At 64.0% G+C, this 26,801-nt stretch carries 26 protein-coding genes and 1 tRNA gene; 18 read left to right on the top strand and 9 right to left on the bottom strand.

All coding sequences use genetic code 11. The annotated features are described in order from the left end of the window. Positions 1–36: 36 nt before the first annotated feature. From AC1KAT_RS19450 to AC1KAT_RS19440, 3 genes are all read left to right on the top strand, one after another. Positions 37–1,554 (top strand): ATP-binding protein, encoded by a 1,518-nt coding sequence (locus tag AC1KAT_RS19450; protein ID WP_480328643.1) that lies wholly within the window; start codon positions 37–39, stop codon positions 1,552–1,554. Beyond that, positions 1,547–2,242 (top strand): response regulator, encoded by a 696-nt coding sequence (locus tag AC1KAT_RS19445; protein WP_480328642.1) that lies wholly within the window; start codon positions 1,547–1,549, stop codon positions 2,240–2,242. Before AC1KAT_RS19450 ends, AC1KAT_RS19445 begins: the two co-directional genes overlap by 8 nt. A gap of 185 nt (positions 2,243–2,427) precedes the next feature. Next, positions 2,428–2,856, top strand: a complete 429-nt coding sequence (locus AC1KAT_RS19440; protein WP_480328641.1) for an SWIB/MDM2 domain-containing protein — start codon at positions 2,428–2,430, stop codon at positions 2,854–2,856. Positions 2,857–3,041: 185 nt separating this feature from the next. On the opposite strand, the gene AC1KAT_RS19435 is transcribed toward AC1KAT_RS19440, so the two are convergent. Continuing rightward, positions 3,042–3,743, bottom strand: coding sequence for an anti-sigma factor (locus AC1KAT_RS19435; RefSeq protein WP_480328640.1), 702 nt, complete (start codon positions 3,741–3,743; stop codon positions 3,042–3,044). After that, complete coding sequence (locus AC1KAT_RS19430; RefSeq protein ID WP_480328639.1) at positions 3,743–4,375, bottom strand: sigma-70 family RNA polymerase sigma factor; 633 nt, start codon at positions 4,373–4,375, stop codon at positions 3,743–3,745. Before AC1KAT_RS19430 ends, AC1KAT_RS19435 begins: the two co-directional genes overlap by 1 nt. 133 nt (positions 4,376–4,508) lie before the next feature. On the opposite strand from AC1KAT_RS19430, the gene purU reads away from it, so the two are divergent. From purU to AC1KAT_RS19410, 4 genes are read left to right on the top strand one after another with little or no spacing between them, the layout of a single operon-like run. Next, positions 4,509–5,402, top strand: a complete 894-nt coding sequence (purU, locus tag AC1KAT_RS19425) for a formyltetrahydrofolate deformylase (protein ID WP_480328638.1) — start codon at positions 4,509–4,511, stop codon at positions 5,400–5,402. A gap of 30 nt (positions 5,403–5,432) precedes the next feature. Then, complete coding sequence (locus tag AC1KAT_RS19420) at positions 5,433–5,882, top strand: YybH family protein (RefSeq protein ID WP_480328637.1); 450 nt, start codon at positions 5,433–5,435, stop codon at positions 5,880–5,882. A gap of 36 nt (positions 5,883–5,918) precedes the next feature. Continuing rightward, positions 5,919–6,923 carry a YheT family hydrolase gene (locus tag AC1KAT_RS19415; RefSeq protein ID WP_480328636.1) on the top strand — a complete coding sequence of 335 codons (1,005 nt, stop codon included), beginning with the start codon at positions 5,919–5,921 and terminating at the stop codon, positions 6,921–6,923. Continuing rightward, positions 6,924–7,478, top strand: a complete 555-nt coding sequence (locus AC1KAT_RS19410) for a DUF2946 family protein (protein ID WP_480328635.1) — start codon at positions 6,924–6,926, stop codon at positions 7,476–7,478. It abuts the gene before it with no gap. A gap of 25 nt (positions 7,479–7,503) precedes the next feature. Here AC1KAT_RS19410 and AC1KAT_RS19405 read toward each other — a convergent pair whose 3' ends face one another. Both AC1KAT_RS19405 and AC1KAT_RS19400 read right to left on the bottom strand, forming a co-directional pair. Continuing rightward, positions 7,504–8,040 carry a DUF3455 domain-containing protein gene (locus AC1KAT_RS19405; RefSeq protein WP_480328634.1) on the bottom strand — a complete coding sequence of 179 codons (537 nt, stop codon included), beginning with the start codon at positions 8,038–8,040 and terminating at the stop codon, positions 7,504–7,506. 187 nt (positions 8,041–8,227) lie between these two features. After that, positions 8,228–9,097, bottom strand: coding sequence for a c-type cytochrome (locus AC1KAT_RS19400; protein WP_480328633.1), 870 nt, complete (start codon positions 9,095–9,097; stop codon positions 8,228–8,230). 115 nt (positions 9,098–9,212) lie between these two features. On the opposite strand from AC1KAT_RS19400, the gene AC1KAT_RS19395 reads away from it, so the two are divergent. Next, positions 9,213–9,288 (top strand) — tRNA-Arg (locus AC1KAT_RS19395). 36 nt (positions 9,289–9,324) lie between these two features. Here the strand turns inward: AC1KAT_RS19395 and AC1KAT_RS19390 are convergent. Genes AC1KAT_RS19390 through AC1KAT_RS19380 form a run of 3 tightly spaced genes read right to left on the bottom strand, consistent with a single transcriptional unit; the run spans position 9,325 to position 14,931 of the window. Continuing rightward, entirely contained in the window at positions 9,325–10,938 is a 1,614-nt protein-coding gene (locus tag AC1KAT_RS19390) for a TniQ family protein (protein ID WP_480328632.1), read from the bottom strand. Continuing rightward, positions 10,892–12,106 (bottom strand): AAA family ATPase, encoded by a 1,215-nt coding sequence (locus tag AC1KAT_RS19385; RefSeq protein ID WP_480328631.1) that lies wholly within the window; start codon positions 12,104–12,106, stop codon positions 10,892–10,894. The genes AC1KAT_RS19390 and AC1KAT_RS19385 overlap by 47 nt, the downstream gene beginning before the upstream one ends. Further along, entirely contained in the window at positions 12,106–14,931 is a 2,826-nt protein-coding gene (locus AC1KAT_RS19380) for a hypothetical protein (protein WP_480328630.1), read from the bottom strand. The genes AC1KAT_RS19385 and AC1KAT_RS19380 overlap by 1 nt, the downstream gene beginning before the upstream one ends. Positions 14,932–15,077: 146 nt before the next feature. Between AC1KAT_RS19380 and AC1KAT_RS19375 the strand changes: the two genes are divergently transcribed. The 4 genes from AC1KAT_RS19375 to AC1KAT_RS19360 all read left to right on the top strand — a co-directional run bounded on the left by AC1KAT_RS19375 (position 15,078) and on the right by AC1KAT_RS19360 (position 17,831). Next, positions 15,078–15,398: a DUF6471 domain-containing protein gene (locus tag AC1KAT_RS19375; protein ID WP_480328629.1), complete on the top strand. Its 321-nt coding sequence runs from the start codon at positions 15,078–15,080 to the stop codon at positions 15,396–15,398. Between the two features lie 102 nt (positions 15,399–15,500). Continuing rightward, positions 15,501–16,181, top strand: a complete 681-nt coding sequence (locus AC1KAT_RS19370; RefSeq protein WP_480328628.1) for a hypothetical protein — start codon at positions 15,501–15,503, stop codon at positions 16,179–16,181. 102 nt (positions 16,182–16,283) lie between these two features. Then, entirely contained in the window at positions 16,284–17,183 is a 900-nt protein-coding gene (locus tag AC1KAT_RS19365) for a TniQ family protein (RefSeq protein WP_480328627.1), read from the top strand. Positions 17,184–17,477: 294 nt separating this feature from the next. Then, on the top strand, positions 17,478–17,831 hold the full coding sequence (locus tag AC1KAT_RS19360; RefSeq protein WP_480328626.1) for a DUF3703 domain-containing protein: 354 nt from the start codon (positions 17,478–17,480) through the stop codon (positions 17,829–17,831). Between the two features lie 174 nt (positions 17,832–18,005). Here AC1KAT_RS19360 and mnmH read toward each other — a convergent pair whose 3' ends face one another. Then, positions 18,006–19,052 (bottom strand): tRNA 2-selenouridine(34) synthase MnmH, encoded by a 1,047-nt coding sequence (mnmH, locus tag AC1KAT_RS19355; protein WP_480328625.1) that lies wholly within the window; start codon positions 19,050–19,052, stop codon positions 18,006–18,008. A gap of 47 nt (positions 19,053–19,099) precedes the next feature. Between mnmH and selD the strand changes: the two genes are divergently transcribed. After that, a complete protein-coding gene (gene selD, locus AC1KAT_RS19350; protein WP_480328624.1) occupies positions 19,100–20,149 on the top strand; it encodes a selenide, water dikinase SelD in 1,050 nt (349 codons plus the stop codon). 9 nt (positions 20,150–20,158) lie between these two features. Here the strand turns inward: selD and AC1KAT_RS19345 are convergent, their stop codons facing one another. Further along, on the bottom strand, positions 20,159–20,854 hold the full coding sequence (locus AC1KAT_RS19345; RefSeq protein ID WP_480328623.1) for an ArsR/SmtB family transcription factor: 696 nt from the start codon (positions 20,852–20,854) through the stop codon (positions 20,159–20,161). A gap of 182 nt (positions 20,855–21,036) precedes the next feature. On the opposite strand from AC1KAT_RS19345, the gene AC1KAT_RS19340 reads away from it, so the two are divergent. Genes AC1KAT_RS19340 through AC1KAT_RS19320 form a run of 5 tightly spaced genes read left to right on the top strand, consistent with a single transcriptional unit; the run spans position 21,037 to position 26,793 of the window. Then, positions 21,037–21,807: a phosphonate ABC transporter ATP-binding protein gene (locus AC1KAT_RS19340; protein WP_480328622.1), complete on the top strand. Its 771-nt coding sequence runs from the start codon at positions 21,037–21,039 to the stop codon at positions 21,805–21,807. Next, the gene (locus AC1KAT_RS19335) at positions 21,794–23,815 is read left to right on the top strand and encodes a PhnE/PtxC family ABC transporter permease (protein WP_480328621.1); all 2,022 of its coding nucleotides are present in this window, start codon (positions 21,794–21,796) and stop codon (positions 23,813–23,815) included. Before AC1KAT_RS19340 ends, AC1KAT_RS19335 begins: the two co-directional genes overlap by 14 nt. Positions 23,816–23,839: 24 nt before the next feature. After that, positions 23,840–24,694: a putative selenate ABC transporter substrate-binding protein gene (locus tag AC1KAT_RS19330; RefSeq protein WP_480328620.1), complete on the top strand. Its 855-nt coding sequence runs from the start codon at positions 23,840–23,842 to the stop codon at positions 24,692–24,694. Positions 24,695–24,709: 15 nt separating this feature from the next. After that, a complete protein-coding gene (locus tag AC1KAT_RS19325; RefSeq protein WP_480328619.1) occupies positions 24,710–25,660 on the top strand; it encodes a transglutaminase-like domain-containing protein in 951 nt (316 codons plus the stop codon). Then, positions 25,657–26,793: an NAD(P)/FAD-dependent oxidoreductase gene (locus tag AC1KAT_RS19320; protein ID WP_480328618.1), complete on the top strand. Its 1,137-nt coding sequence runs from the start codon at positions 25,657–25,659 to the stop codon at positions 26,791–26,793. The genes AC1KAT_RS19325 and AC1KAT_RS19320 overlap by 4 nt, the downstream gene beginning before the upstream one ends. Positions 26,794–26,801: the final 8 nt, after the last annotated feature.

Below are 26,801 nucleotides of genomic sequence, written 5' to 3'. Positions count from 1 at the left end.
CAGTGCTTGCCCAGTTCGCGCCCAGACTTGCCGCCCATGACGCCCGCCTCTTCTTCGCCCTCGCGCCCGGTGGCCCGTCGCGGCCTCGCGCGTTTCGACACGCTGCGCATCAAGCTCTTCGCGGCGATTGCCGGGGCGAACGCGCTGCTCGCGCTGACGGCCTTCATCGTCTTCAGCTGGAGCTTCGACCAGGGCCTGGTCGAGTACCTGAACCGCGCCGACGAAGCACGCCTGCAGCCGCTGGTCGTGCGCCTGGGCGAGGTCTACCGGCGCGACGGTGCGTGGCGCTTCAGTGGTGAAGAACGCCGCAAGTTCTACGACCTCACGCGCGAGGTGATGGGCGCGCCGCGCCCGCCGATCCGGCGCCCCGACGAGGTCGGCCCGAGCGCGCCGGTGGTGGCGCGCGCCGCCTCGACGCCTCAGGCCGCACCGCCGCCGTCGAGCGACCTGCTGCTGACCATCGACCCCCGCTTGATGCTGTTCGATGCCGAGCGTCACCTGGTCGTCGGCCGCGCCGAGATGGTGCCCGAGGCGGTGTTGAAGCCCATCACGCTCGACGGCACGGTGGTCGGGCACCTGGGGTATGTGCCGCGGCTGAAGATCGTCGAGTCGCTCGAAAAACTGTTCGCCGCGCAGCAGAACCGCAAGTTCGCCGCCATCGCGGTGGTGATGCTGCTGGCCGGCCTGGTGATCGCTGCCCTGCTGGCCGATTGGCTGTCGCGGCGCATCCGCCGGCTGGCACAGGGCGCGCACGCGCTGATCCAGGGCCGCTACGACGAGCGCATCGAACCGCAAGGCCACGACGAGCTGGCGCAGCTGGCGCAAGACTTCAACCAGCTCGCACAAACGCTCGACGCCGCACGCCGCGCGCGCCAGCAGTGGATCGCCGACATCGCCCACGAACTGCGCACGCCGCTCGCGGTGCTGCGCGCCGAGATCGAAGCGCTGCAAGACGGCGTGCGCCCGCTCACGCAAGGCAGCGTGGGCTCGCTCGCGCAAGAGGTGGCGCAGCTCGCGCGGCTGGTCGAAGACCTGCGCGTGCTGTCGCTGTCCGACCTGGGCGCGCTCACGTACCAGAAAGAGGCGCTCGACCTCGCCGAGCTGATCGACGACGGCCTCGCGGTGCACGCGAGCGCGCTGCACACCAAGGGCCTCACGCTGCGCACCACGCTGGCCGAACACCTGCGCATCGACGGCGACGCGACGCGGCTCGCGCAGGTCTTCGCCAACCTGCTGCAAAACACGCTGCGCTACACCGACGCGCCGGGCACGCTCGAAGTCACGCTCACACGCGACGGCCCGCGCGCGGTGCTCGACTGGCGCGACTCGTCGCCCGGTGTGCCCGAGGCCGAACTGCCACGCCTGACCGAGCGGCTGTACCGCGTCGATGGTTCGCGCAGCCGCGCGGGCGGCGGCTCGGGGCTGGGCCTCGCGATCGTGCAGGCCATCGTCGAAGCGCATGGCGGCACGCTGCAGGCCGGGGCCAGCGCGCTCGGCGGGCTGGCGTGGCGCATCACCTTCCCGCTGATTGAGACCGAGGCGCCCCATGCCTGAACGCATCCTCATCGTCGAAGACGAAGACAAGATCGCCGACATCCTGCGCGACTACCTCGTGCAGCACGGCTTCGAGACGCACCGCCTGATGCGCGGCGACGAGGTCGAGCCGTGGATGCAGGCGCACGGCGCCGACCTCGTGCTGCTCGACCTGATGCTGCCGGGCAAGAGCGGCCTCGACGTGTGCAAAGCGCTGCGTGCACCCGGGCCGAACCAAACGCGTGCAGCCATCGTGATGGTCACCGCTCGCGTCGAAGAGATCGACCGCCTGCTCGGCCTCGAGCTCGGCGCCGACGACTACATCTGCAAACCCTTCAGCCCGCGCGAGGTGGTGGCGCGCGTGAAGGCCGTGCTGCGCCGCACGCTCGGTGGTGCAGCCGGCACCGACAGCGGCCTGCTGCTCGACGACGCGGGCTGGCGCGCCACGCTCGACGGCCGCGACCTCGGGCTCACCGCGGTCGAGTTCCAGTTGCTCAAGGTGCTGGCCGCGCAACCGGGGCGCATCTTCACGCGCGACCAGCTGATGGATGCGATGTACCGCGACGAGCGCGTGGTGTCGGATCGCACGGTGGACAGCCACGTGAAGAAGCTGCGCAAGAAGGTCGCCGAAGCCGCGCCGCAACGCGAACTCATCCACTCGGTTTACGGCGTGGGCTACAAGTTCGAGCCCTCGGGGCCGCATGAATGATGCGATGCGACGACAAAACGCCGCTGCAAGCCGCGCGAATGCACGATTTACCTGGGAAAACGGCTTCTCACTGCTGAACTCTCGCTGTAGGATTCGCCTCGCACGCGGTTCATGGAGAACAGAAGGCTCATGCGGTCTTCACCCAACCCGGGCACATCAACAACATCTTGATGGAGAGATTCGACATGGCAACTGCGAAACCCCCGACCCGTAAGACGCCCCCCGCCAAAAAGGCGGCAGCAAAGAAGGCGCCTGCGGCGAAGAAGACGGCTCCGGCAAAGAAGGCCGCGCCCGCGAAGAAGGTCGCTGCGAAGAAGGCAGCGCCCGCCAAGAAGGCGGCGGCGAAGAAGGCTCCGGCCAAGAAGCGCACCCCCAACGCGGCCTTCCTGAAGCCCTTGACCCCCAGCGCCCAACTCGCAGCGATCATCGGCAACTCGCCGCTGCCCCGCACCGAGGTCACGAAGAAGGTCTGGGAATACATCAAGAAGCACAACCTGCAAGACAGCGTGAAGCGCACGCTGATCAACGCAGACGCCAAGCTCAAGGAAGTCGTCAAGCAAGCGCAAGTCTCGATGTTCGAGCTGACCAAGCTGGTCAACAGCCACTTGAAGTGACCAGAGCCCTCGGGCTCTTTTAAAAAGGCCGGTGCCCTGCACCGGCCTTTTTGTTTGCGGCATTGCTTGTACGTGCTGGTTGCGAGTGCCGGTTGTGCGCGTCGGCTGTGTGTGTCGTCCGTGCGCTCGCCGCTGGCGGATGCACCGGCGAGCAAGGGCGCCCCAGCGCACGGCCCACGCGTCGCTCAGAGCGTGAGCTTGCCAACGTAAAGAATCGGCCCCGTCGGTGCGCCGGTCGGCGAGCCCCCCGGCGGCTCCAGGCTGACGGCCAGCGCCGCGGTGTTGTCGAGCACGCGGCCCTTCTTCACCACGGTCGCACCTTGTGCCGAGATCAAGCCCAGCGAGCGCGGGGCGCCCTCGGGCGGTACGGCCCAGAGTTCGAGCGTGCGGTCGGCCTGCACGCTGACGGGTGTGAGCGGCTTCGTCACCACGGCACGGCCATCGCCGCTGATGCTGGCGACGAAGGTTGCGGGCACGACCGCACCGCCCGGCACGGGCGAGGTCGCGTTGAGCACCACCACCACCGGCGCTTGTGCGGCCGGCGGCACGGCGAGCAACACGCCCAGCGTCAGCGCCGCCACCGTCGCCACACCGGCGAGGCTGCGCCACATCGCGAGCTGCGTCCACCACGGCGACTTGGTCGGCGCCGGTGCCGCTGCGCCACCGAGGCGGGCTTCGATGCGCTGCCACAGCTGCGGCGACGGCTGCACCGGTGCGATGGTGGTGGTCAGCGGCATCAGGCGCGACTCCCAGCCCCGCACCGCCGCACGCAGCGCCGGGTGGGCGGGCAGCAGCGATTCGAAGCGACGGCGCGCGCGGCCGCGCAGCGTGCCGGCCACGTAGTCGGCGGCCAACCGGTCGGCGAGTGCGGGGCGGCTGTAGTCCATCAGCTTTCGGTGCGCACGTCACGTGCGACCGCCGCTTCGAGGCAGGACTTGAGCGACAGCAAGGCACGACGCACCCACGACTTCACGGTGCCCAGCGGCTGGCGCATTTGCTCGGCGACTTCGGCGTGGCTGAGGCCGTCGTAGAACGCGAGCGCGACGCTCTGGCGCTGCGATGCGCTCAAGCCCTGCATGCAGTGCGCGAGGGCGCGCGCATCCGAGGCCCGGCTCAAAAGCGCCAGGGGCCCGGGGGCGTCGTCGGCCACGTCGTCGTACACGTTGCGTTCCTCGTTGTCGTCAGAGATGAGGGTGGCGGGCTGGGTTTGCGGTTCGGTCTGCTTGCGGCGCAGGCTGTCGATGGCGCGGTTTCGCGCGATGCTGGTCAGCCAGGTGAGCGGTTGGCTCTGCGCCGCGTCGAAGGTCTTCGCGGCACGCCACACGTTCACATACACCTCTTGCAGCACGTCTTCGGCCTGCGCCCGGTCCCGGTTGATACGCAGCACCACGCCCAGCAGATGCGCGCTGGTGCGCTGGTAGAGCTGGGCAAAGGCGGCGCGATCGCCAATTCCTGCACGGGCCAGCAGGCGCGCGAGGTCGCGGCTCTTGTCGCTCCAGTCATCGACGGGCAGTGTCATGGGCGTGTGGCAGGCTCGTCCGTGAGGCGGTTCACGGCTCGCGCGATTCTAGGTTTCATGCGGCTTCGCGCTGCATCCCACGATTGCGATGCAACCCCGTTCGTACAATGGCCACCTCCTCCGGGCCCCACCCATGACACGCAATCAAGAATTCATCCTGACCCTGTCGTGCCGCGACGCGAAGGGCATCGTCTATGCGGTGTCGGGGCTGCTGTACCAGGCCGGCTGCAACATCCTCGACTCGCAACAGTTCGGTGACCTGCCCGGCGAAGGCAACGAATCGGCGACGGGTCTCTTCTTCATGCGGGTGCACTTCGAAGCCCCGCCTCACTTGGCGAAGACCGAGACGCTCGAAACCCTGTTCAAGAGCGTGAAAGACCAGTTCGGCCTCGACGCGCGCTTTCACAGCGTGGCGCGCCGGCCGCGCCTGCTGCTGATGGTGAGCCAGCACGGCCACTGCCTGAACGACCTGCTGTACCGCTGGCAATCGGGCCACCTGAACGTGGACATCCCGGCCATCGTGTCGAACCACCCGACCTTCGCCGGGCTGGCCGAACGCTACGGCATCCCCTTCCACCACCTGCCGCTGGCGGCCGGTGCGGGGGCCGAGGCCAAGCGCGCGCAAGAGCAGCAGGTCGAGGCGCTGATCACCGAGCACCACATCGACCTCGTCGTGCTCGCGCGCTACATGCAGATCCTGAGCCCGGCGTTCTGCGCGTTTCTCAAGGGCCGCGCGATCAACATCCACCACAGCTTCCTGCCGAGCTTCAAGGGCGCGAAGCCGTACTTCCAGGCGCACGACCGCGGCGTGAAGCTGATCGGCGCGACCGCGCACTACGTGACCGCCGACCTCGACGAAGGCCCGATCATCGAGCAAGACGTCGCCCGCGTGGACCACTCGCTCAGCGCGCAAGACATGACCGCCGTCGGCCGCGACGTGGAGTGCATGGTGCTGGCACGCGCCGTGCGATGGCACGTTGAGCACCGCGTGCTGCTCAACGGCCACAAGACGGTCGCCTTTCTCTGAGCCGACGATCCCTGAACCGACGAGACCCACATGGCACGACCCAAGCCCCCCGCCGCTGCGCTGATGGCCTCGCCCGATGACATCGAGCAGCAGTTCTACGAAGCGATGCAACGTGGCGACATCGACAAGCTGATGGCCGTGTGGTCCGACGACGACGAGATCACCTGCGTGCACCCCGAAGGCCCGCGCGTGGTGGGGCCGATGGCCATCCGCGCGAGCTTCGAGTCCATGTTCGGCAGCGGCGGCGTCGATGCGCAGCCCGAGAAGGTGCGCCGGCTCGAAACGCAGACCAGCGCCGTGCACAGCGTGCTGGAGCGCATCCGCGTGACCAACGACGAAGGCACGCAGGTGGGCTACGTGATCGCCACCAACGTCTACCTCAAGACGGCGCAGGGCTGGCGCATGGTGACGCACCACGCGAGCCGGGCGATGTCGCACGAGCTGCCCGACATGGGCGAGATGCCGTCGGTGCTGCACTGACCGAGCAAACATGCCGAGGGCGGGACAGGCGGGACCATGAACGAGTATTCGGCGCCGAACTGGCTGATGGGCCGGGGCGTACTGGGCGGCAACCTGCAGACGATCTGGCCGGCGCTGTTTTCGCGCCGCTTCCAGGGGCCCGCGCCGGTGTACCGCCGCGAGCGCTGGACCACCCCCGACCACGACTTCATCGACCTCGACTGGCAGGTCGAGATGGGCCACGCCGAAGCGCTGGTGCGGCCGCTGCTGGTGCTGTTTCACGGGCTCGAAGGCTCGTCGCGCAGCCACTACGCCGAGGCCTTCGCCAACTGGTCGCGTGAGAACGGCTGGCACTTCGTCGTGCCGCACTTCCGCGGCTGCTCGGGTGAGCTGAACCTCGCGCCGCGCGCCTACCACTCGGGCGATTTCGAAGAGATCGGCTGGGTGCTCGACCGCCTGCGCCAGCAGCACGTCGGTCCCATCGTCGCGATCGGCGTCTCGCTCGGCGGCAACGCGCTGCTGCGCTGGGCCGAAGAAGCTGGCGAGACCGCCACCCGCACCGTGAGCGCGGTGGCGGCGGTGTCGTCGCCGGTCGATCTGGCCGCCGGCGGCGAGTGCATCGGCCAAGGCTTCAATCGCCTGATCTACACGCGCATGTTCTTGCGCACCATGGTGCCCAAGGCCGAGGCCAAACTGCGCCAGCATCCCGGTCTTTTCGATGCGAGCACACTGCGCAACGTGCGCACCCTGTACGACTTCGACAACGTCTTCACTGCGCCGCTGCATGGCTTCAAGAACACCGAAGACTACTGGGCGCGCGGTTCGGCCAAGCCGCACCTGCACCGCATCCGCGTGCCGGCGCTGGTGCTCAACGCGCGCAACGACCCCTTCGTGCCAGCGCACAGCCTGCCTCGCGCGGGCGAAGTCGGCGACTTCGTCACGCTGTGGCAACCCGACCACGGCGGTCACGTCGGCTTTCCCCGTGGGCGCTGGCCCGGCCATGTGCTGACGCTGCCCGAGCGGGTGATGGCCTGGGCCGCCCCCCACACCGCAGGAGCCTGAATGGACGACCTCGTCAAAGCCGCACTGAAGAAGTGGCCCAACGTGCCCGACTGCTGCGGCTGGCTCGCACTCGACGCACGCGGCGACTGGTACATGCGCGACGACCGCACGCAGGCGGCCGGCCCCTTCCCGCGTGTCAAGGGCAGCCGCATTGAGCACGACAAGCTGCGCGAGTTCATCGCGCGCAACTACGAGCGCGACGACGCCGGCTGCTGGTTCTTCCAGAACGGGCCGCAGCGCGTCTACGTCGAACTCGAAGCTGCCCCATGGGTGTGGCGGCTCGATGCGATCGAGGGCAGCGCCCCGCGCGTGCGCTCGCACACCGGCGTCGCCGCGCAGGTCGAATCGGCCTGGCTCGATGAATCGGGCCGGCTCTTTCTCGCCACCGACCAGGGCCTGGGCATCGTGCACACGCTCGACATGCACAGCGCCGCCGACGCCATCGAGCAGGGCCTCTGGTCGCCGCAAGACGTGCGCTTCGCCGACCTGAGCGAGCGCTTCGGTCACCAGCTCAGCCCGCAGGCGGTGAAGGCCCCGGCCGCCACCGCGCATTGAGCACGGCGCCGGCCGACGCACCGGCTCAGGAACCGTAGAACACGTAGTCGGCCGCGTACGCCACCTGCTGGCGGCGCCCCTTGGCCGAGGCATCACAGGCCATCGCCGGCGCCACGCCGCCCTGCGTGTTGAGCCGCTGGATGAAGCTCACGCCCTGCATCGCGCCCATGCCCATCGCCGGCTCGGCCTTCACCAGCTGCAGCGGGATGTTGCCCGTGCCGCCCGGGGCGACCGCCACCTGCTTGCCCACCACCTTCGAGCCATCGTTCGACTCCCAGGTCGGGCCGGCGTAGTACTTGCCGACCACCTGCTTGCCGCTGCCATACAGCGTGGCGACCGGCGCGACGAACACCCACTCGTAGGCGCCGACCATGTCTTTCTTCTCGCGGCATTCGTACGTGATCTCGCCGGTGGCGGTGGTGCTCATGCGCCACTTCTGGCCGGCCGGCACACGCACCGCCTCGGGCAGCGTGGCGTTGTCCACCGCCGCCATCGGCGCGGGCGACGAAGCGCAAGCCGCCAGCACGACAGCGGTGGCGCTCAACAGCAGAACGTTCTTCATGGGGATCTCCTGGGTCGGTGAGGATGAGAAAACAGCCGCTCGCCTCGGCGAGCCAGACAGTCCGACCCCATACGCAGCCCCTGGTCGATCGGATGCAAGCGCGCCCACCCCACATCGGATCGCCCAAAAGAAAACCGGCCCTCGGGCCGGCTTTGTCGTGGCGCGCGGAGCGCCAGCGGCGCAGGGCTTACTTCGAGGCGTTGACCATGTAGGTCACGACGGCCTTGATGTCGGCATCGGACGCCGAAGCTCCACCGCGCGGGGGCATCGCGCCCTTGCCCTTGATCGCCGAGGCGGTCAGCGCATCCACGCCTTGCGACACGCGCGGGGCCCAGGCGGCCTTGTCGCCGGTCTTCGGCGCACCCGCCACGCCAGCGCCATGGCACACGGCACAGGCTTGGGCGTACAGCGCGGGCGATGCATCGGCCTTGGCGGGCGCTGCGGCCGGCGTGGCGTTGGCGGCAGCCACGGCCGCAGCCGCGGCGACGGCGGCGCTGTCGTCCACCTTCGGGGCGGCGTCGGCCGCGGGTGCGGCAGCGGCCGGGGCCTTGGGCTCGGGGAAGTTCGCGCCGCTCTTGTTGGCCATGTGGGCCACGGCACGGGCGATTTCGAAGTCGCTGAAATCACCGCCGCCTTGCGGGCCCATCGCGCCCTTGCCCTTCAGGGCGCTGGTCAGCAGCGCGTCGAAACCCTGGCCGATGCGGGCGGCCCAGGCCGCCGTGTCACCGAGCTTCGGGGCACCGGCCGCGCCGCTGCCGTGGCAGGCCGCGCACTGCGCGGCATAGACCTGGTCACCGGCCTTCAGCGAGGCCACGTCCGAGGCGTCTTTCACCTCGACGCTGGCCACCGGCTGGATGCGACGCGAGATGGTTTCTTCTTCCATGCCCGAGCTGCCCGCCCCGGTCTTGCTGCCCGAGGCCACGTAGGTCACCAGCAGGATGATGCCGATGATGGGCACGATGAAGGCGAAGAGGACCGCAACGACGAGTTGCTTCGGGGTCTTGATGGGCCCTTCGTGCGGGGCGTCGTGGGCGTCGGTGTGGTTGGCTTCAGTCATGAATTCCTCGGCGGCGGGAAACGGGGTGACGCAGAGCGCAAAAGCTCCGGATTATAGGGTGGGGGCCCTGCCAACCCGAGTCCGCCGACGGTGCGCTGATAGAATCGCGGCCTTCGCGCCCGTAGCTCAATGGATAGAGTACTGCCCTCCGAAGGCAGGGGTTGCTGGTTCGATCCCAGCCGGGCGCGCCAAGGCGGCCCTCGCCCGATCGGCCCGACGCTGACAAGTTAAGCAAATAACGGCGGTTGTGCCCCGTTTTGCTTGATGTCGGGATCCGCATTGAATCGGTTTAGAGCGCGCTGGTTCTCAGGAAGCTGCTTGAGCAGCTCTGGCCAGGCCGGCCTCACATCCGAGTAGCCCAGGCGCTCTCGCAGCCGGCGAGCGCTGCACTCCAGCATTCCTCGATATTCGTTGCTGGTTGCTGAGAGCCTCGGAGGGACAGCAACGCGGCAATCGTTAAGCTGGATACGTAGTACCGCCAGCGCTAGCGCACGTAGCTGTGCCGGATACCACTTGGAGCCGGTGAGTTCTGACGCTGCGCGCAGCGAGGGCGTAAGCCCTGCTTCGGCAAGAGTGGCCACTACGTTCTCCGCCTCCTCCACGGCCTGTTTCCGGCGTTCGGTGTCAGCTGCGCTTCGCTTGGCCATCGTTTGGCTGCGCAGTTGGAGGTAGAGGTCCCGGTGCCGGGCGACCGTGGAGATATCGACCCCGGCCTCCTGAGCGACCTCAGAGGCGTTTTCTCCGTCGCTGACAGCGGCGTGGAGCCGCAACCGCAGTGCGTGATGGTCGACCCAACGGGTCCGTTTGCTCTTCCGCAAAGGGCTCCGATCGACTGCTGACTCATCGTTCGAGACCTTGGCGTCCAAGATCGCCTCCGGTTCGTCACTGCCTCCGTCGGTCCGCTTCAGCTTCCCGCGGAGCAGCTCTGTCAGATCAAATCGTTCCACCAGTGCGATGTCGAGCAACTGACCAAGGGATGTTTTGGCGTTGGGTTTGCGAAGCCAGTGGCTCATCTGTGATTTCGTCATATTCACCCGCTTCGCAAGTGCGCTTTGCCCGTCTCCTTCTGCACAGTAGTGAGTGAGCTGATCTTTCATGTGTGCATTGGTTGTCGTCGCCAGCGTTGGCAGCTCACCAACAAGTCGACGAATCTGACCTGAAATCCAGAGCTGCGTCTTGGTGGGAGGCGAACATTCAGGAGCCCTGTGGCAAGCGTGCGCGACGGAACCGCATGTCGAGCAGACGCCGGATCGCTTAGGAATCAGCAGCCGTCGGTGTGCGGCCTGTTGATGACACTTCGGCACCACGAGGAACGTCTTGTGCGTGGGGCAACACTTCGCGGCTGCGATCCGCCACCAGAGCCGCTCGTAGGGCAACCTTTCACCTTCCGCATCCTCGGCCAAACACGGCAAGCAGACGCGTGGTTCGGCAGCAATGAGCCCAATGCCACACACGAAGGGCCCCAACGCTGCGAGAGTGGAGCCCTGTAGCGTCTGAACCCCGGTGGCAGCTTGCAGCAAGTTTGCCCAACGCTTCGCGACGTTCGATACGCCCACCAGGTCTGCTCCTTGACAGGTGTCCCAGTACTTCCCTGACGAGTGGCCGAGCTGATGCCAAGCAGGCAGTTCAGCCAACCGGTCACCCAGTGCCCGAGGCGCCATGCAGTGCTCGCCTGCAAGACTTAGCATGTAGCCGTACAGGCTCTCCACATCAGCCGTGCCGACGCCCCGCGGCTCAAGCGGGTACAAGGCGGGCGGCGTGTACTTTCGACTTCTTATTCGCAGAAGACCGGCGTCATGCATGCGCAGCAGCTCCGGCGGGTTGACGAGGATGAGCCACATTGGCTGGTATCAGTGACTGGAATAGATCTCCGTACTCCCGCTGCAATCTCGACTCACCGTAGCAGCCATTCTTCAGATCCTGCTGCCCAGACTCCAACTCCTCCCGCAACTTTTTGAGTGCCTTCTCGCTCTTCCCGGCTTTAGCCAGCATTTGCGGAGTAAACACTTCTGACGGCGCGTGCAACTGCTGTGCGGCAAGACGAAGCAACAGCATCTTGAGAAGGCCAATAGAGCCCAAACAGGTGTCCATGAGCTGCCACCAGAAAGGCAGCAGATTGGGGACATCCTTGCAGGGCCAGACCTCCAGACTCCTCTTCAGGGCGGAGTAGAACTCGTACGCATCCGTGCTGGGCCCTGAGCCAACCGGGGCAGAGGGAATTGGCTGAGCTTGCCTCGTGCCGCCCTTCGCGTCCGGCCGGACGTAAGGCTGGAAGTGGACGATCTCTGTACGGCGAACGACCTGCCCATAGCGCTCGAGCAGATCGGCGACCGGATATGCCCCGATCAGCACAAGCTTCAGACCGGGTATGTCCGCGATGTTCTTGAGCGTATCCATGATGGCGTCGTACATGCTGAATCGAAGCAAGTGCAGTGCTTCGTCAATGATCAGGACCCGGACGCCGCGCTGACGCACCATCGTCTCTACCCCTTCGCGCAGTTCCGCGACAGTGGCACGACCCCATGAAGCGGTCAGCCACCCATCCTTCAGAGTTGCCGCGCGCATAGACGGAGGAGCCGATACGCCACCCGCGCGAAGGATGCGTTGGTAGAGCACCCGCCATGAAAGCGACTTCTCCCCGTTTGCGGGAGCTTCCACATAGAGAACGGGTGTGTGCCCCGCTTCAATCTCCTTCTCGAAGCGGTCGTCTTGTTGCGTGCAAATCGCCGAGGCGACTGTGGTTTTGCCCACTCCTGAAAAGCCTAAGAGGGCCACGATGCTCACCTGGTTGTCGTCTTGCAGAAGCTCGTATACGTCGTCTACCACTCTCATCAGTTCGCGATGCGAAACTCGCATCAAGTGAAACCATCGAAGCCTCATGTGTGCCGGAAGTTGGAGGACGTGCTCCCGGGTCAGCATGCTGAGTTGCTCATCCTCCGGCGTCAGTTGAATCCGCGTTGCCTGCTGGACGACCTCGTCTGTAGCTGCGACTGTCAGCGTGCGCGCCATTACATGAATCCTTTCAGCACTCGGGCCTTCGGAGCTTCTGCTTGGCCTCCGGCTTCGGCGGGGGCGGCGACGAAGCCAGCAGCGGCCTCGTTGGCCGCCTGAGCCTTAGCAAAGAGTTGCATGGTTTGATCCAACCCCAGTGCCGGCGTCGCAGACTGGCGCTCGGGCAGCATGAATGGCTTGCGATCGAAGGCCAGTGGCTCGTCGCCGTTCAGCTCGGATTCATCAGGAAGGATGGCGCCGAGCAGGTCGTTGGCCGAGAGGACGCCCTTGGTTTCCATCTGCTGAATGGCGAGGCGTGGATCGAAGTCTTCGGGGGCAAAGGATCTCGGCGACCCGTCTTCTGTCTTTCCGGCAAGGCGAGCTTTCCGCGCAGAAGTCCCTGCGGCCTTGAGCTTCGCTCGCGAAGCGATCTGCACCTCTCGAGCCGTGCGGCCGTCCAAGTTGCGCGAGTTGGTCCCCACGGCGGCGTACCACCTTCCTTTGACTTCCACATAGACGACGCGCGCCAGGAACGGCTCGATGCGAACACGTACCTTTGCCCCTTTGCTGAGGCCGCGCAGTTTGGAGTGCCGGTACCACATGTTGTCGACCCACACGCCGCGCCGATGACACACTGAATGTTCAACGCGCTTTGCGAATGGGCTCGTCGCGAGGAGCAGGTTCTCGTCGTACCGGATGAACACATGTTCTCTGTTTCCGGCGACAGCAGTGCGCTGGCTCTCATACTCTGCAGGTGACACGCCCAGTACAGGATGGACCCGCGTCTCGCGCGTGACGAACAGGTAGGACTCGATCAGGCCGTACGCGCTGGCCAGCGAGTGCTCGGCATGGTTGAAGCCATTGACCGACTTCGTGACAAGTCGGGGATCTTTCAGCTGAATGGTGTTGCCCGTCATTTGCGACAGAACCTCCTTTTCGATCGCGCCTTGCAAGCTCTCGATAGGAGCTCCTCCGCGCGGCTGTCCGGGCGGTCTGAAGCGCAGGTGAATGCCGTAGAGCTGGCAGAAGCTCTGCAGTCCCTTGCCGCGAAACTCTTTGGCGTTGTCAAGTGAGAGAGTTTTGGGAAGCCGCTTGTTGCGTCTGACGTAGTCACGAAGGACGAGCAGCACCGTCGTGGTCGACGGTGGGTCGTAGGTCATGATCAAAGCTCGTGCTTGTGTTGTGCAGCCGTCCTGTGCCACTGAAATCCAGGGCTTGTGAAGGGGTGTGCGTGACCCATCGCCACTGATCGTTGCGAGATTCAGGTTGGTGTGGTCGATGTAGCAGACCTCATGAGGTATGGCGCCATGCACGGGGTATGCGTCGTGAGCCGTCGACACGATTGCAGCGCGTTGATACGCCACTCGCTTACCGTGTCGCGCACGATCGTCCTTCAGTTGATCGACCCGCCGACAGAAGGTCGTGAACGACACACGGCGCACCTTTGGCTTGTCGCTCTCGTTTAGATCGGCCTCATTGCAGAGCTCGCCGTATCGAACGAAGGCGGCCGTCTTGGTACTGGCTTCCGCCCTGTTGTACTTCTCCTCGACGGCGCGTTTGACCATCTCTTCGTCCCGTTCGTTGTAGCGGGGCTCTCGATTCCCCCTGCTCGGTGTTTCGTCGACGAGTGCGAGTAGCTGCGGCAGCTGGCCAGTGATGCCCCTGGTGAGATTGGCGAAGCGACTCAGGCTGCGTTGTGAGTAGTGCGTCGTGTCATTCGTTTGCAAAGCATTGAGGCGGCGCAGGGCGTCGGCCAACTGTTTCTCAGAACAGTTCGCCAGCTCGCGAGGACCCTCACCAGGCATGCACCCGTCGACCTTCAGGTTGGTTTTGGCATGCATGCTCTTCAGCATGTCAAGGTCGAAGGTACGGAAGCAACCGAGCTCGTCTCGAAGTTGAACGTCTCGTTCCCCGCAGAGGACCACGTGGTACACCTTTCCGCCGAACTCGAGCCGGGCACCTGTGCGCAGGAACATGGACCCTGGGATGGGTTCGATCGGCGCGAGGTCCTTCAGCTCTTGAATTCTGTAGACCGCTCGAACTTCCGGGCTTGCGTACAGGGACAAGCTTTCGTATTGATCGATGCGATCCGTTCGCCAGTCGACGTATGCGTGTCGGTGGGCGATCGCATAGAGCAGTTGGTCGGCAGTGAATCCGGCCTTGAGAGCGTCGATGTATGAAACGCGCTTGGCCTCTTTAAGGCGGTTATTGAGCCGCGTCAGAACGTCGGCATCCACCTCAGGCGCACCTTCAAGGAGGAAGTCCTCGAGGAACCGCAAGTTATTCACATACACACTGTCGATCTGGCGGTTGGCAATCACCTCGAATTCGATGCCGAGTTCCGCGAAGTGCTCTTCCGCTGCCCGGTAGTGCCATTGATCGCTTTCCATGTCGAGCCAGAACTGGTGTGGGTTCTCCAGATGCCGCTTGTAGAGCACTGCTTCGTCCCGCACTTCGATGCCGACGAGTCGGCCTCGCCTTACGACCAAGAAGTCCAGGTAGTAGCCCGTGACCCCGACACGATTGCCTTCTGCATCTTTGAGGCTCAACGTTTCTTTAGGCGCTTGGCAGAGCCAAAGAACAACGTCGTCGTCCTCTTCGAGCAGCACCGCCTGCGGAAACTCTCCGCTTCGGCTTTCCAGTTCAAGCACGCGAGCGTTCTTCCTGCTCATAAACTTGAACATGGCGTTCCCACGGCGGTTGCTCACTGGCCGGCTTGGTGCGTTTGCGATTGCATTGCGAACGAAGACCTGTCCTGCCGTTGGTGTGCGCAGTTCAACGAACAGGTTTTCGACGTGTGCCTCTTGCGTTTGGTTAGGCTTCCACTTTTCACGATCCGTCATCTAGGACCTCCCTTAGGTCATCGGCTTGAAGTCGAACGAACGCCTCCCGCTTCGCATTAGGCGTGCGTTTACATCGAACAGCAGTTCAATAAACTGAATGTGGTTTACATGCTTGGCTGTGACTTTGTTCTCACTACCCTGTGTCGATGAGCGCTGATCGACCGAAAGTGCCGGTTATCGAGGCCCAGACAGGCAAGGATTCGGAACCGTTTGCAGATGAGGCAAAGAGGATCCTGAAAGCTGAAATGGTCCGGCGAGGGTTCACCTTTAAGCGTCTGGCGGCAGTCCTGGCCTCGGTCGAAGACGGTCCCACTGAATCCGTACAGACGCTCATCAACAAGGTGAACCGTGGTCGGTTTTCGTTCGCGTTTTTCATCCGGGTCTCGCGTGCGATGGGAATGACTTCCGTCGACATTGCGCCATTGAAGTCAGCGGCCCCAGCACCGGAGGCATCCGCAGATGCGTAAGACGCCAGGGCTTACGGAACTCGCTTGCCAGAAGGGTAGAAAACCTGTGTTTGGGAGGTTCCGCGTTATTAATAACGAAAGCGACCAGGTTAGGAATGCACCTTGAAAGGGACGCCCGTAGCTAGGGGTGATGGGCTTTCGGAAAGCACATCCAAGTCTGCGAAGCAGCGAAAGCAGGACTTCGACGAGCGCCACCTCAATCGCGGGCTGGCAGACCCGACGCGCCCGGAACGCTGGGCGGTGATGCTCTATCTCACGTCCGAAGCGAAAGCGGCCTTAGCTGGACTGCGAGCGGCCAACAAGCGCTCTGGCGTAGGGGCGACTACGAACTCCGCAATCGTCGAAGACTGGTTGGTGCTCGGCGGCGGTCAACGCAGCGATAGCACTTCAACTGCGGCTGCCGACGCGCCGAAGCCTTTCAGGGAGCCACGTGCGAAGTCTCTGCTCGAGGCTGAGGCGTTAATGGCGGAGATTCAGAAGTCGCTAGTGCAAGAGGCGAAAAGCAGCGCCCTTTGCAACGAAGCACTCTGGGACCTCCATGACCGCGACAAGTTTGCGTGGGCAATGCAGTCAGCACAGGAGTTGACCAGTTTGATCAGCAGCGGAGTCGAGCAACACGTGGTTCGTCGCTGTCTGCACGACATGCTTGACGACTATGTCGCCGACCTGCTGGACGCAGCCGAAGAAGATGCGGATGCGGAAGAAGAAAAGGGTCGGGCCAGCTGGGGAGCGAAGTTCGATCGCTTGAGGAGACTTTTGGGTCTGAGTCGCCCGCTCTATTGATGGGGGCGCCTTCTCGGGCAGCGATAGAACAAGCGGAAAAGGCGCTTCGAGCGAAGGTGCGATTGGGGAAGCTCGGGATTCAACAAATCCCTGCGAGCTTTCATGGCACCCTTCATCGTTCCACCCTTCGCGACAACCCTTTCCGTCATTAACGCGTGGTGCCTGCGGGAGCGTCGATTGACGGCGCTGTCCGCCAACGAGTCAATCGAGGCGCCGAGCCAGCATCGCCATTTGTTTGGTTGGGGCGCGGATCAACTGAGCGAACGGTTCTTCGGCGGCCGCATCACAGCGGACGCCCTGCTCGACGAGCACAGCCAACTTCCGCTGTTCTCGTCCATGCTCACGCAAGAGGACGCGCTCACCATGCGAAACAGGCAGCGGTCGAATACGACGCTCGCCTTTCATTGCCTCAACCAGTTTGCCCAGCGCGACGTGATCGAGTCCCCGGCGTTGCGACGCTGCCCGATGTGCGTTGATTCGGACTTGAAGAAGTACGGCATTGCCCATTGGAGACTGCACCATCAATGGCCTTTTGCACGCCATTGCGCGGAGCATCGCGTGCCGTTGCAGGCAGCTTGCGCATCGTGCGGCAGCTGTCAAAAGCCCCAGTTGCTAATCTGGCAAACCGCCTCCGACGAATGCCTATATTGCGGAAGCAGATGCAAGGGTTTCACGGACCTGCTGGATACGGCGCCGTTGACCGGACACCCGCACGCATACTGGTCACTATTGGACCTGTCGTTCCGCGCTCTCAAGCAGGAAGCCCCGGAGTTAAGGCCTCATGTCATCCAGCAAAAGCTCACAGCGCTTGCGTCGCGCGGCATCACGAGACAAGACCTACACGCCCTCACATTGAGGCGCTGGAAAAGCAGATCTCAAAAGGAACTCTGCGTTCGGTTGGGCGTAGACATCGATGCCCGGGCCTGCGCTTACAAGAGCTCTGAGGGCTATGTCCCCCTGATGGCGCGACTTGCGTTGCTGAGTAGCGCACTAGATGCCTAGCCGCTCGATGTGCTCAAGTCTGCAGATGCGGCAATTCGACTCTGCGCGCGCTGGAGCGAGCGACAGACCCTCGCGCTCGCAAAAGAGGAGCGTTAGGAGCGGAGTTCCCGGTCTCCTGCGCCAACTCACAGAACTCAATGAGCGCATCTCCGGCCCCCCCTTGACTCTGCACCTACTACAGGGTTTTAAATGGCGGCATGGAGATCAGTTCAACGCCATAGGCTCGAGACTGCTCGTCGCCTCCAATGGACCGAGCTTTGCGGTCCAGCAGTCATCGTCGAAAGGATTCTTGTCATGAGCCGTTTTGGAAGCCAAATTCGTCCGCACGTCGACAAGGAGCTGGCTGCAGCCGATGCCGCCGGCGGACCGGACAGCGCCTTCCGTCATCTTGAGCGTGCCCACGTGCTCGGTCAGGCCTCGACCGTGCAGCATGTGCGGGTACATGTGAGGATGCTGCTGTGGGCACTGCGCAACCGCGTAGCTCGCGAGGTTTGTGGCCAGCTGGTGCGGGTCATTGGCGCAGCAACGAAGACCGCCATCGGCTGGGTGCCCACAGGCAACACCGGCGGAAGCAACATAAGCCCGTTCAAGTCGCTCCCCAATCCCTCGGACATGGCACTGATCCTCAATCGAGTGAAAGGACCCTGACACGTCTACCTACCCGGACTCGATGGCGCCGCTCTTTTGCGATACGGGGACGCGTTCCACGAACGTCTACTCCGCCGCGCATTGCGCCTTCCAAGTGCCACTCGCGCTCAGCTACCTGTAGAGCCAAGTCGGGTGAGGCTCGCCTCGGAACGGTCAGCTCCTATGGGTCGGGGTCTAGCGCGATTGTGTGAGGCGGTCGGCTACTGCTTCCAACCCTTGCGCAGACAAGTCATCAACATCGACTGACTCAGGGTTGTTGGATGCCTGGAGAAGACGGCCTTGAGAACGCAGATAGAGCGGGTCATAGTGGTATGCCATGAGATCCGCAAAGAGGTCTGGCAGGTTGCCTTCGCGAGCCATTGCCTGCCACTGCGTAAGGCGTTCTTTTGACACCACCGTGCTCAGGGTTCCAAGCTTGCCGGCGAGGCCCTCACGGTCCTGCCCCAACCATGCGTACTCCTCGAGCAAATGAGCCAGCCGGGCTTCGGGCGTGGCCCGCACTTCAAGAACTCGGCTCGCGCGCATGCGATGAAGCAAGGGGTCCGGCAAGGCGATGCGGCCGATCCGACGGCTCTCATCCTCGACCCAAACCGGTCGCGACATGTCGAAGCCTGCGAGGCGTTGCGCAAGCGCTGTCTCGAACGCCTTCTGCGTCGGTTGAGGCCGGCCAGGCACCTCGCCCAGCACGGAGCCTCGATGCGCTGCCAGATCCTCCAGGTCCAGGACCTGCTCGCCGACACGCTGAAGCGCCGAGAGCAGCTTCGTCTTGGCACTGCCAGTCGGTCCGCACAGCAGCCGAATCTGCAACTGGGGAGCACGCTCGGCGATCACGCTGATCACATGCGCACGCCAACTCTTGTAGCCGCCTTGCAGTTGTTGCGCGTCCCAGCCGACAAGCCGTAGCCACGTCACGAAGCTACCGCTGCGCATACCGCCTCGCCAGCAGTACACGAGGGGACGCCAATCTCGCGGCTTCTCGCGAAAACGCGCGTCCAGGTGGGCGGCGATATTTCGCGCGACCATCGCGCCACCTAGTTTCCTTGCCTCGAAGGCCGAGGTCTGGACGTAGGTGGTGCCGACAATGCGTCGCTCTTCGTCATCGAGCACGGGGCAATTGATCGCGCCGGGGACGTGGTCCGCGGCGTATTCGGCAGGCGAGCGCGCATCGATCAGTTCAGAGAAAGCGCCCAGGTCGGCAACGGTGGTGGGCTTGAAGCTCATGGACTGTGGTGGGCCGTGGCGGTCGGGTTTTGATTCAAACTTCAGGGATGACCCAACCGACGATTCGCCTGACTGAGTTCTCTCACGGGGGTGGCTGCGGCTGCAAGATCGCGCCGGGCGTGCTCGCTGAAATCCTGTCGAGGGCCCCTCAAGGGCTCATCCCGACCGCGCTGATGGTTGGCACTGAAACGGCCGATGACGCCGCCGTCTACCAGCTCAACGAGCACCAGGCACTGGTGGCCACCACCGACTTCTTCACGCCGATTGTCGATGACCCGCGCGACTTCGGCCGTATCGCTGCGACGAACGCGATCTCGGACGTCTACGCCATGGGCGGCACGCCGATCATGGCGCTGGCCTTGGTTGGCATGCCGCTGGACAAACTGCCACTCGACGTCATCGGCCAGATCCTCGAAGGGGGTGCCAGCATCTGCCGTGAAGCGGGCATTCCGATCGCAGGTGGGCACTCGATCGACGTGCTCGAGCCCATCTACGGCCTGGTGGTTCTGGGCCTTGTGCATCCGTCACGTGTTCGGCGGAACAGGGACGCGCAGGCAGGTGATGCCATCGTTCTCGGCAAGCCGCTCGGCGTAGGGGTGCTGTCGGCGGCGCTGAAGAAGCGGCAACTCGACGCGTCCGGGTACGAGGACATGTTGCGTCACACGACGCAACTCAACCGCGTGGGTGTCTCACTGGGCGCCCTCGAAGGCGTGCACGCAATGACCGACGTGACCGGCTTCGGCCTCCTAGGCCACCTGCTGGAGATCGCTCGGGGCTCGTCCCTGGCGGCTGCCATCGACATGCAGCAGATACCCCTCATTTCATCGGCCGCCGGGCTCGCGCGGGCTGGTCTCGCCACGGGTGCTTCTGCTCGCAACTGGGCGAGCTACTCGTCGGACGTTGTGCTTCACGAAACGCTGCAGGACTGGCAGCGTGTGCTGCTCACCGATCCTCAGACAAGTGGCGGCTTGCTCGTGACATGCGCCGGAGAGAGCGTCAGCGAGGTACTGTCTACCTTTCGATCGCAGGGGTTCTCCGGGGCCGCCGTGATCGGAAGGATAGAGGCCGGCACGCCCTCAGTCCGGGTGAGCCGCTGAGCTTCGCGTTCAGGTCACGTCCGACGCTCCGTCGTCAAGCGCCATCCGACGCAGCTTCCAGTCGATCACGCCTTCACTGAGCCGCTGGGCGTTGAAGCCCTTCGACTGAAGCAGGTCGACGGCGGCATACGCCAGCAGACAGTAGCGACCACGGCAATAGGCGACCACCGGTCTGTCCGCTGGCAACTCGTTGACGCGCTTTTCTAGCTGCATCAACGGCACGTTGTGTGCGCTCGGCAGATGACCACTGGCGAATTCGCCCGGGGGACGCACATCGAGCACATAGATCTCGCCCGCGCGGGCTCGTCTCATCAGCTCGTCGAGCTGGATCGCCTCGAATTCAGCGGCATGTGATCGAAAGCGCTCCAGCACCTCATCCACCTCCGACAGGTGCTTATGCGATAGAGCCTGCAACCGCAACACCAAGTCGGAAACGTCCGGATCGGTCAGGCGGTAGTGAACGAAGTTCCCGTCCTTCCGCGTCGTCACGAGCTTCGCTTGTTTCAGTACCTGCAAGTGGCGTGACATGTTCTGCAGCGATTGGCCGAGCATGTCGGCAAGTGCCTCGACGCTGTACTCCTTCTGAGCAAGCAGATCCAGGACCTCCAGTCTCACGCCACTGGCAAGCGCCTTGGCCACTCGGGCGAACTGTTCGAACAGTTCGGTCTTGCACTCACGCATTGACACCGCAGAAATTTCCGGCATGATCCTAATCAACGGATTAATTGATTAATTGTTCACCATATCACAGGGGTGATGGTAACGCTTAGTTGCAATTTCTGCTGAGGAGCTGGTTGGGGCGGCGGCGCATCACACGACATGTGCCGACCTGAAGTCGGCTCGCCGGGCACCCGGTGCCCATTCCAAATCGTCCAGGGGAGAGAAGCATGGTGGCAGTCAGTCAGACGCCAGGGGTGTCGCTGCGCGCGGTCGGAAAGTCGTGGGGTGCGAAATCGACTCTACGAAACATCAACCTCGATCTGCGTCCCAGCGATCGGGTCGCGTTGATCGGGCCCAGCGGCGGTGGCAAGTCGACGTTGATTCGGATCATGGCCGGAGCCCTTCGCGCCACGGAGGGCAGCGTGCAGGTCGACGGCTGCAACCTGGAGAAATTGTCCTGGCGCGCATTGCAGGGTTATCGGTCGGGATGCCGGATCGTTGAGCAGCAAAGCTTGCTCGTGCCTCAGGCCACGGTACACCACAACGTGGTGTCGGGGCTCCTCTCCCATTGGCCCTGGTACCAGGCGCTGCGCGCAAGCCTGATGACAGTCGAGAAGGACCGCGTCCGCGACATGCTCGAGCAGTTGGGGATCGCCAACTTCCAGTGGACGCGGGCCGGCGATTTGAGCGGGGGCCAAATGCAGCGCGTTGCGATCGCACGCGCGCTGATTGCGAATCCGCAGATTCTGCTGGCGGACGAACCGACCGCGTCACTCGACCCCAATACCGCGCGCTCGGTCACCCAGCAGATCGTCGACATGGCCAAGCGCCGCAACGTCTCCCTGGTGTTTTGCACTCACTGGTTCGACATCGTCCGCAACGACTGCACACGCGTCGTGGGCCTCCGCGATGGCCAAGTCGTCTTCGATCTGGAGCCGGCCGATGTGAGCGCGGCCATGCTGCAACGCCTGTACGAGGGAAGCGATGAACGCCATTGACCGCCGCGGCGAATATCGCCGCTTCGGACTGTGGGGCGGCATCGCGTTGCTCACAGCGATCGCAATCGAGTACGTCGGTGCCGACGCGAGCAAGCTGGCGGATGCTGACGGCCTGAGCAATGCCTTGGCAATCCTTTCGGGGTTTGCCAACCCGGATCTGTCGTCCGACTTCCTGCTGCGCATCGGCCAACTCTCGTTGGAGAGCCTGTTCATCGGGATCATGGGCACGGTGTTGGCGGTCGTGATCGGCGCTGCCCTGGCGTTCGGCACGATCCGCGTTCCTGACCTGCCGCAGCCGCCGCGCCGTGCGCCGCCGGCGATTCGCTACGCGTTCGAGATTGGACGCCTGCTTGGTCGATGGGTGCTGGCCTTCTTCCGGTCGATACCCGAGATCGTTTGGGCCTACATCTTCGTGCGGGTCTTCGGCCTTGGAGCGATTCCCGCCATCCTCGCCATCGGCCTGACCGTGGGCGGCTCGATTGGCAAGCTGTACTCGGAGCTCGCCGAGTCTGTGGACCCGCGCACCGTGCTTGCCATGCGTGCCTCAGGCGCGGGGCGGACGGCCATCCTGCTTTTCTCGGTCATTCCGCAGGTCGCGCGCCAGTGGATTGCATACGCGCTGTTCCGATTGGAATGCAACATCCGCAGCGGCACGATCCTGGGCGTGGTGGGTGCCGGTGGCCTGGGCAGCGAAATCGCGCTGGCGATCCGCTACTTTCAGTACGACAAGCTCGCCACTGCGTTGCTGGCGGTGCTGGCTTTTGTCATCGCGCTCGAACTGCTGAGCGCTTGGCTCCGCCGCTCGCCCGGGTGGTACACGTTCGTCGCTGCAGGCCTCGGAACAGCTGCCTCCATCGGGTTCCTTGACCTGCCGTGGTCGGACTTGGTCAATCCGGCCGGCGCCATCATGGTGGCCGAGAGCGCTCCGGTGCAGTGGGACTTCATCCGCAACGCGGCAAGCCAGGTGGTCGACACGCTGGCGATGGCCTGGATTGCGACGGTGCTGTCCGCGGTGGTCGCCTTCCTTCTGGCGCCTCTCTCGGCGACCGCGCTGACCACTGGCAGCTATTTGCCGGACCCCGTGCGCATCAGCGGTCTGAGCGGGCTCTTTCTGCGAGCTGCGCAAGGCTTCAGCCGAGCCTTCCTGCAGGTGACACGGGCGATGCCCGAGCTCACGCTTGCGCTGGTCTTCGTCGTATGGGTCGGCGCTGGACCGCTCGCTGGCATCTTGGCCATTGCAGTCCACAACGCGGGGGTGCTCGGCCGTCTGTATTCGGACGTGCTTGAAGAGGTTGAAGGAGGCCCACCCGCTGCATTGCAGGCCATGGCCGCAGGGCGCCTGGGCACCTTCCTGTTCGGCGTGCTACCTCAGGTGCGCGCCCGCCTGGCGGCTTTCACGCTGTACCGGTTCGAGGTCAACGTTCGCGCCACGGCAATGGTCGGTTTCGTCGGCGCAGGCGGCATCGGCGACGCGCTAAACACGGCCATCAGCCTGTTCCATCTGCAGGACCTCATGCTGTTGCTCGTCACGATGGTGGTGCTCGTGACTGTGGTCGACACCGTGGGCGACCGCATCCGCGGCGCAATTCTGAGGTCGGACCACGGACAGACGAATCAGTCGTCCTCCAAGTCGCTGTCCGAAGCGGCCATCGAGGAAGTCGCAGTTCCGCCGGTGACGATTCCCATGCAGTTCGGCACTCAGTTGTTCGGCATCGAGCGGATCGTCGAGGCGAGCCGAGAGCGGCTGGTGGTGCAAACCGCCGAACTTGTCCCCGAAGGACAGTGCTTCCGTCTCACCGCACAGGGGCGTTCCGCCGGCATCCGTCCGGATGCCCGTGCGGTGATTGCCCGGCGTGTCGCCGAGCTCGGCACAAGCCACTACGTCTACGAACTGACGCCGTGCGATTCCGGCGAGGACGCCTCGCAGTGGATTCACGACGGCGATGCCCGCGACTGGCTGCTCGAAAGCGAGCCCATGCCGCTGGACGCCCTACCTCAACCCCATTGATCTTCAACTGTCCAGGAGAGAACCATGATTTCCAAGTTCAAGTGTTTGCTGGCCGCGTGTCTTGCCGCCGTGAGCCTGTCGTCGTTCGGCCAGAACGTGATCCGCTTGTCGGGCATTCCCGATGAGAACCCCACAGAACTCCAGCGCAAGTTCCAGCCACTGCTGGAGCACCTGGAGAAGCACCTGGGGGTCAAGGTGCAGTACGTGCCGGTCGTGGACTACGGCGCAGCCGTTTCGGCGTTGTCGGCCGGCAAGATCGACTTCGCCTGGCTCGGCGGCTTCACCTTCGTGCAAGCCCGGGTGCTGGCGGGCGCTCAGCCCGTGGTGATGCGCGACATCGACCGCGAGTTCAAGAGCGTCTTCATTGCCAGCGCTGCGTCGGGCATTACCAAGCCCGAAGAGATGAAGGGCAAGACCTTTTCGTTCGGCTCCAAGAGCTCGACTTCTGGGCACCTGTTCCCCCGCCACTTCCTGAAGACCTCTTTCAACATCGATCCCGAGAAAGACTTTGCCGGCCAGCCCATCTACAGCGGTGCGCATGACGCGACGGCCAAGATGGTCGAGTCCGGCAAGGTTCAAGGCGGCGCACTGAATATCGAGGTCTGGAACCGCATGGTCGACCAGGAGAAGGTCGACGTCTCCAAGGTCAAGGTGGTCTGGACCACGCCGCCGTATGTTGACTATGTCTGGGCCGCACGCAAGGACCTGCCTCCTGCCGTCGTTCAGAAGTTCGCCAACGCCTTCCTCACGCTCGACGCATCGAAAGCGCTCGACAACAAGGTGCTCGACATCCAGGGCGCGAAGAAGTTCGTGCGGGCCGACCCCAAAGATTTCGACGTGATCGAACAAGTGGCGCGCTCGACGGGCCTGCTCAAGTAAGAGAGAGGAACGGTCATGAGCGCATCCCGCACCATCGAGCTGCATTACCACGTCGCCATTCCCGAGCCACGGGACGAAGGCGACCCCATCCACATCTGGATGCCGTTGCCGGCATCGACGTCGCATCAGGAAGTGCTCGACCTGGTGTCCGACTCGACCATGCAGACCGAGGTTCGTTTCGATCCGGTATTCGGCAACCCCATCCTGCATGCGGTGTCCTCGGGACAAGGCGGCGGGCCGGCCCATGTCGCATATCGGGCGGTCGTTGAGCGGCGAGAGTGGAAGGTCGATCTCGAGCAGTCGCGCCGCGCGCTGGCTGTGCTCGATCCTCACTTGCTCCAAGCGCAACTGGCCGAGACGAGAAAGATCCGTTTCCTGCCAGACATCGTGTCAGCGGCCAAGGAAATCCAGGTTGGCCGTAAAGACATATTGGACGTTGCGCGCGCCGCCTATGACCACGTGCTCGCGACGATGACTTACGACAAGTCGGGTGAAGGCTGGGGCGCGGGGGACACCGAGTGGGCTTGTTCCATGGGTCGCGGCAACTGCACCGACTTCCACACGCTCTTCCTGGCGATCTTGCGGTGCTGCGGCATTGCCTGCGAGTTCGAGATCGGCGCGGCGTTCCCTGCAGACATGGATGGTGGAGACATCACGCACTTCAAGTGCGGCTACCACTGTTGGACGCGCTTCCTTGTTCCCGGCCTCGGCTGGGTGCCGGCAGACGTCTCCGAAGCTTCCCGCCACCCTGAGAAGCGCGACTACTTCTTCGGCGCGATTGACGAAGACCGCGTGATGCTCAGCCGCGGCCGTGACATCCAGATGGTCCCCGACAGCAAGGGTGGCCTTGAGAACTTCTTTACTGAGCCCCGCGTGGAGCGGGTCTCCGGCAGCAGCGTGATCTACGAGAAGAAACTCGAGTTCTCAAGCTTGCCTGATCGCGCCTCTGCAACAGGAAACGCATGAGCAAGATTGTCATTCTCGGCGCCGGCATCGGCGGCATCGCGGCGGCCAACGAACTCGTCAAGCTGGGCAAGGGCAAGCACGAGGTGCTGCTCATCGATCAGACCGACCAGTACGAGTTCTCGCCGTCATACCTGTGGGTGTTGTCTGGCAAGCGGAAGCTGCCCGAGATCACCGTGCCGATCGCACGAGTGCGACGCAAGGGCATCGAGTTCTTGAAGGCGAAGGTCTTGAGCATCGATCCCTCGACGCTCACCGTCAAAACAGACGCTGGCCAAGTGCATGCCGACCGCCTGTTGATCGCGCTGGGCGCTTCCACGCACATGAATGGGCTGGAAAGCGTCGCCGCTGTCGGGCACAACATATTCAGCGCGGAAGGAGCCGCCGCGATCGACCGGCTGGGCACGAAGCCCGCTGGCAAGCGGATCGCCGTCCTGGTTTGCTCGATGCCGTTCAAGTGCCCGGCGTCTCCGTATGAGGCGGCCATGCTTTGGCAGTCGCGCGTGAAGCGGGGCGGCTCCGGCACCCAGGTGTCAATCTACACGCCCGAACCAGGTCCGATGCCCGTGGCCGGCGAGAAGGTGTCAGGCCAGATGGTCGAGATGCTCAAGCACAAGGGCATTGCCTATCACCCGAAGCACACGATCAAGGGGCTGGACGCCAAAGGCCGGCTGGACTTCGGAGACTCAACTGCCGAGTTCGACCATCTTGCGTATGTGCCCAAGCACAGCGTCCCGCAACTGCTCGTCGACGCCGGCATGGCAGCGGCCGGCGCCTGGCTGCCGGTGGATCGCAACACGATGAAGACGAAGTACCCCGGCGTCTACGCCGTGGGCGACTGTGTCGGTATTCCACTGGCAAACGGGAAGGCGCTGCCGAAAGCGGGCGTCTTTGCTCACGGGCAAGCAGAGGCTGCGGCCCGAAACATCCTGGCGGAGCTCGAGGGTCGAGAGGCGACACACCGTTATGAGGGTCACGGACAGTGCTTCGTCGAGATGGGTGGCTTCATGGCCGGCCGCGGTGCGGGCAACTTCTACGCCGAACCGAACCCCGACGTGCGCCTGGCCATGCCGGGCCCTTGGAATCACGTCGGCAAGGTTCTCTTCGAGAAGTTCTGGCTCAACAAAATGTATTGAGGACCGGC

This window comes from Piscinibacter sp. PDB5-1 (assembly GCF_056676035.1).
Note: the sequence above shows the minus strand (reverse complement) of the source record. Positions and strands in the feature narration are given on the sequence as shown.

Excerpts from the sequence above, each read along its gene's own strand:
- AC1KAT_RS19420 (WP_480328637.1), top strand. The coding sequence starts at position 5,433 with ATGGCACGACCCAAGCCCCCCGCCGCTGCGCTGATGGCCTCGCCCGAT.
- AC1KAT_RS19365 (WP_480328627.1), top strand. The coding sequence starts at position 16,284 with ATGGCACCCTTCATCGTTCCACCCTTCGCGACAACCCTTTCCGTCATT.
- AC1KAT_RS19400 (WP_480328633.1), bottom strand. The coding sequence starts at position 9,097 with ATGACTGAAGCCAACCACACCGACGCCCACGACGCCCCGCACGAAGGG.
- AC1KAT_RS19330 (WP_480328620.1), top strand. The coding sequence starts at position 23,840 with ATGATTTCCAAGTTCAAGTGTTTGCTGGCCGCGTGTCTTGCCGCCGTG.
- AC1KAT_RS19405 (WP_480328634.1), bottom strand. The coding sequence starts at position 8,040 with ATGAAGAACGTTCTGCTGTTGAGCGCCACCGCTGTCGTGCTGGCGGCT.
- AC1KAT_RS19375 (WP_480328629.1), top strand. The coding sequence starts at position 15,078 with ATGAGCGCTGATCGACCGAAAGTGCCGGTTATCGAGGCCCAGACAGGC.
- selD (WP_480328624.1), top strand. The coding sequence starts at position 19,100 with ATGACCCAACCGACGATTCGCCTGACTGAGTTCTCTCACGGGGGTGGC.
- mnmH (WP_480328625.1), bottom strand. The coding sequence starts at position 19,052 with ATGAGCTTCAAGCCCACCACCGTTGCCGACCTGGGCGCTTTCTCTGAA.
- AC1KAT_RS19390 (WP_480328632.1), bottom strand. The coding sequence starts at position 10,938 with ATGTGGCTCATCCTCGTCAACCCGCCGGAGCTGCTGCGCATGCATGAC.
- AC1KAT_RS19320 (WP_480328618.1), top strand. The coding sequence starts at position 25,657 with ATGAGCAAGATTGTCATTCTCGGCGCCGGCATCGGCGGCATCGCGGCG.
- AC1KAT_RS19440 (WP_480328641.1), top strand. The coding sequence starts at position 2,428 with ATGGCAACTGCGAAACCCCCGACCCGTAAGACGCCCCCCGCCAAAAAG.
- AC1KAT_RS19380 (WP_480328630.1), bottom strand. The coding sequence starts at position 14,931 with ATGACGGATCGTGAAAAGTGGAAGCCTAACCAAACGCAAGAGGCACAC.
- AC1KAT_RS19385 (WP_480328631.1), bottom strand. The coding sequence starts at position 12,106 with ATGGCGCGCACGCTGACAGTCGCAGCTACAGACGAGGTCGTCCAGCAG.
- AC1KAT_RS19345 (WP_480328623.1), bottom strand. The coding sequence starts at position 20,854 with ATGCCGGAAATTTCTGCGGTGTCAATGCGTGAGTGCAAGACCGAACTG.
- AC1KAT_RS19435 (WP_480328640.1), bottom strand. The coding sequence starts at position 3,743 with ATGGACTACAGCCGCCCCGCACTCGCCGACCGGTTGGCCGCCGACTAC.
- AC1KAT_RS19445 (WP_480328642.1), top strand. The coding sequence starts at position 1,547 with ATGCCTGAACGCATCCTCATCGTCGAAGACGAAGACAAGATCGCCGAC.
- AC1KAT_RS19360 (WP_480328626.1), top strand. The coding sequence starts at position 17,478 with ATGAGCCGTTTTGGAAGCCAAATTCGTCCGCACGTCGACAAGGAGCTG.
- AC1KAT_RS19430 (WP_480328639.1), bottom strand. The coding sequence starts at position 4,375 with ATGACACTGCCCGTCGATGACTGGAGCGACAAGAGCCGCGACCTCGCG.
- AC1KAT_RS19450 (WP_480328643.1), top strand. The coding sequence starts at position 37 with ATGACGCCCGCCTCTTCTTCGCCCTCGCGCCCGGTGGCCCGTCGCGGC.
- AC1KAT_RS19415 (WP_480328636.1), top strand. The coding sequence starts at position 5,919 with ATGAACGAGTATTCGGCGCCGAACTGGCTGATGGGCCGGGGCGTACTG.
- AC1KAT_RS19410 (WP_480328635.1), top strand. The coding sequence starts at position 6,924 with ATGGACGACCTCGTCAAAGCCGCACTGAAGAAGTGGCCCAACGTGCCC.
- AC1KAT_RS19335 (WP_480328621.1), top strand. The coding sequence starts at position 21,794 with ATGAACGCCATTGACCGCCGCGGCGAATATCGCCGCTTCGGACTGTGG.
- AC1KAT_RS19325 (WP_480328619.1), top strand. The coding sequence starts at position 24,710 with ATGAGCGCATCCCGCACCATCGAGCTGCATTACCACGTCGCCATTCCC.
- AC1KAT_RS19340 (WP_480328622.1), top strand. The coding sequence starts at position 21,037 with ATGGTGGCAGTCAGTCAGACGCCAGGGGTGTCGCTGCGCGCGGTCGGA.
- purU (WP_480328638.1), top strand. The coding sequence starts at position 4,509 with ATGACACGCAATCAAGAATTCATCCTGACCCTGTCGTGCCGCGACGCG.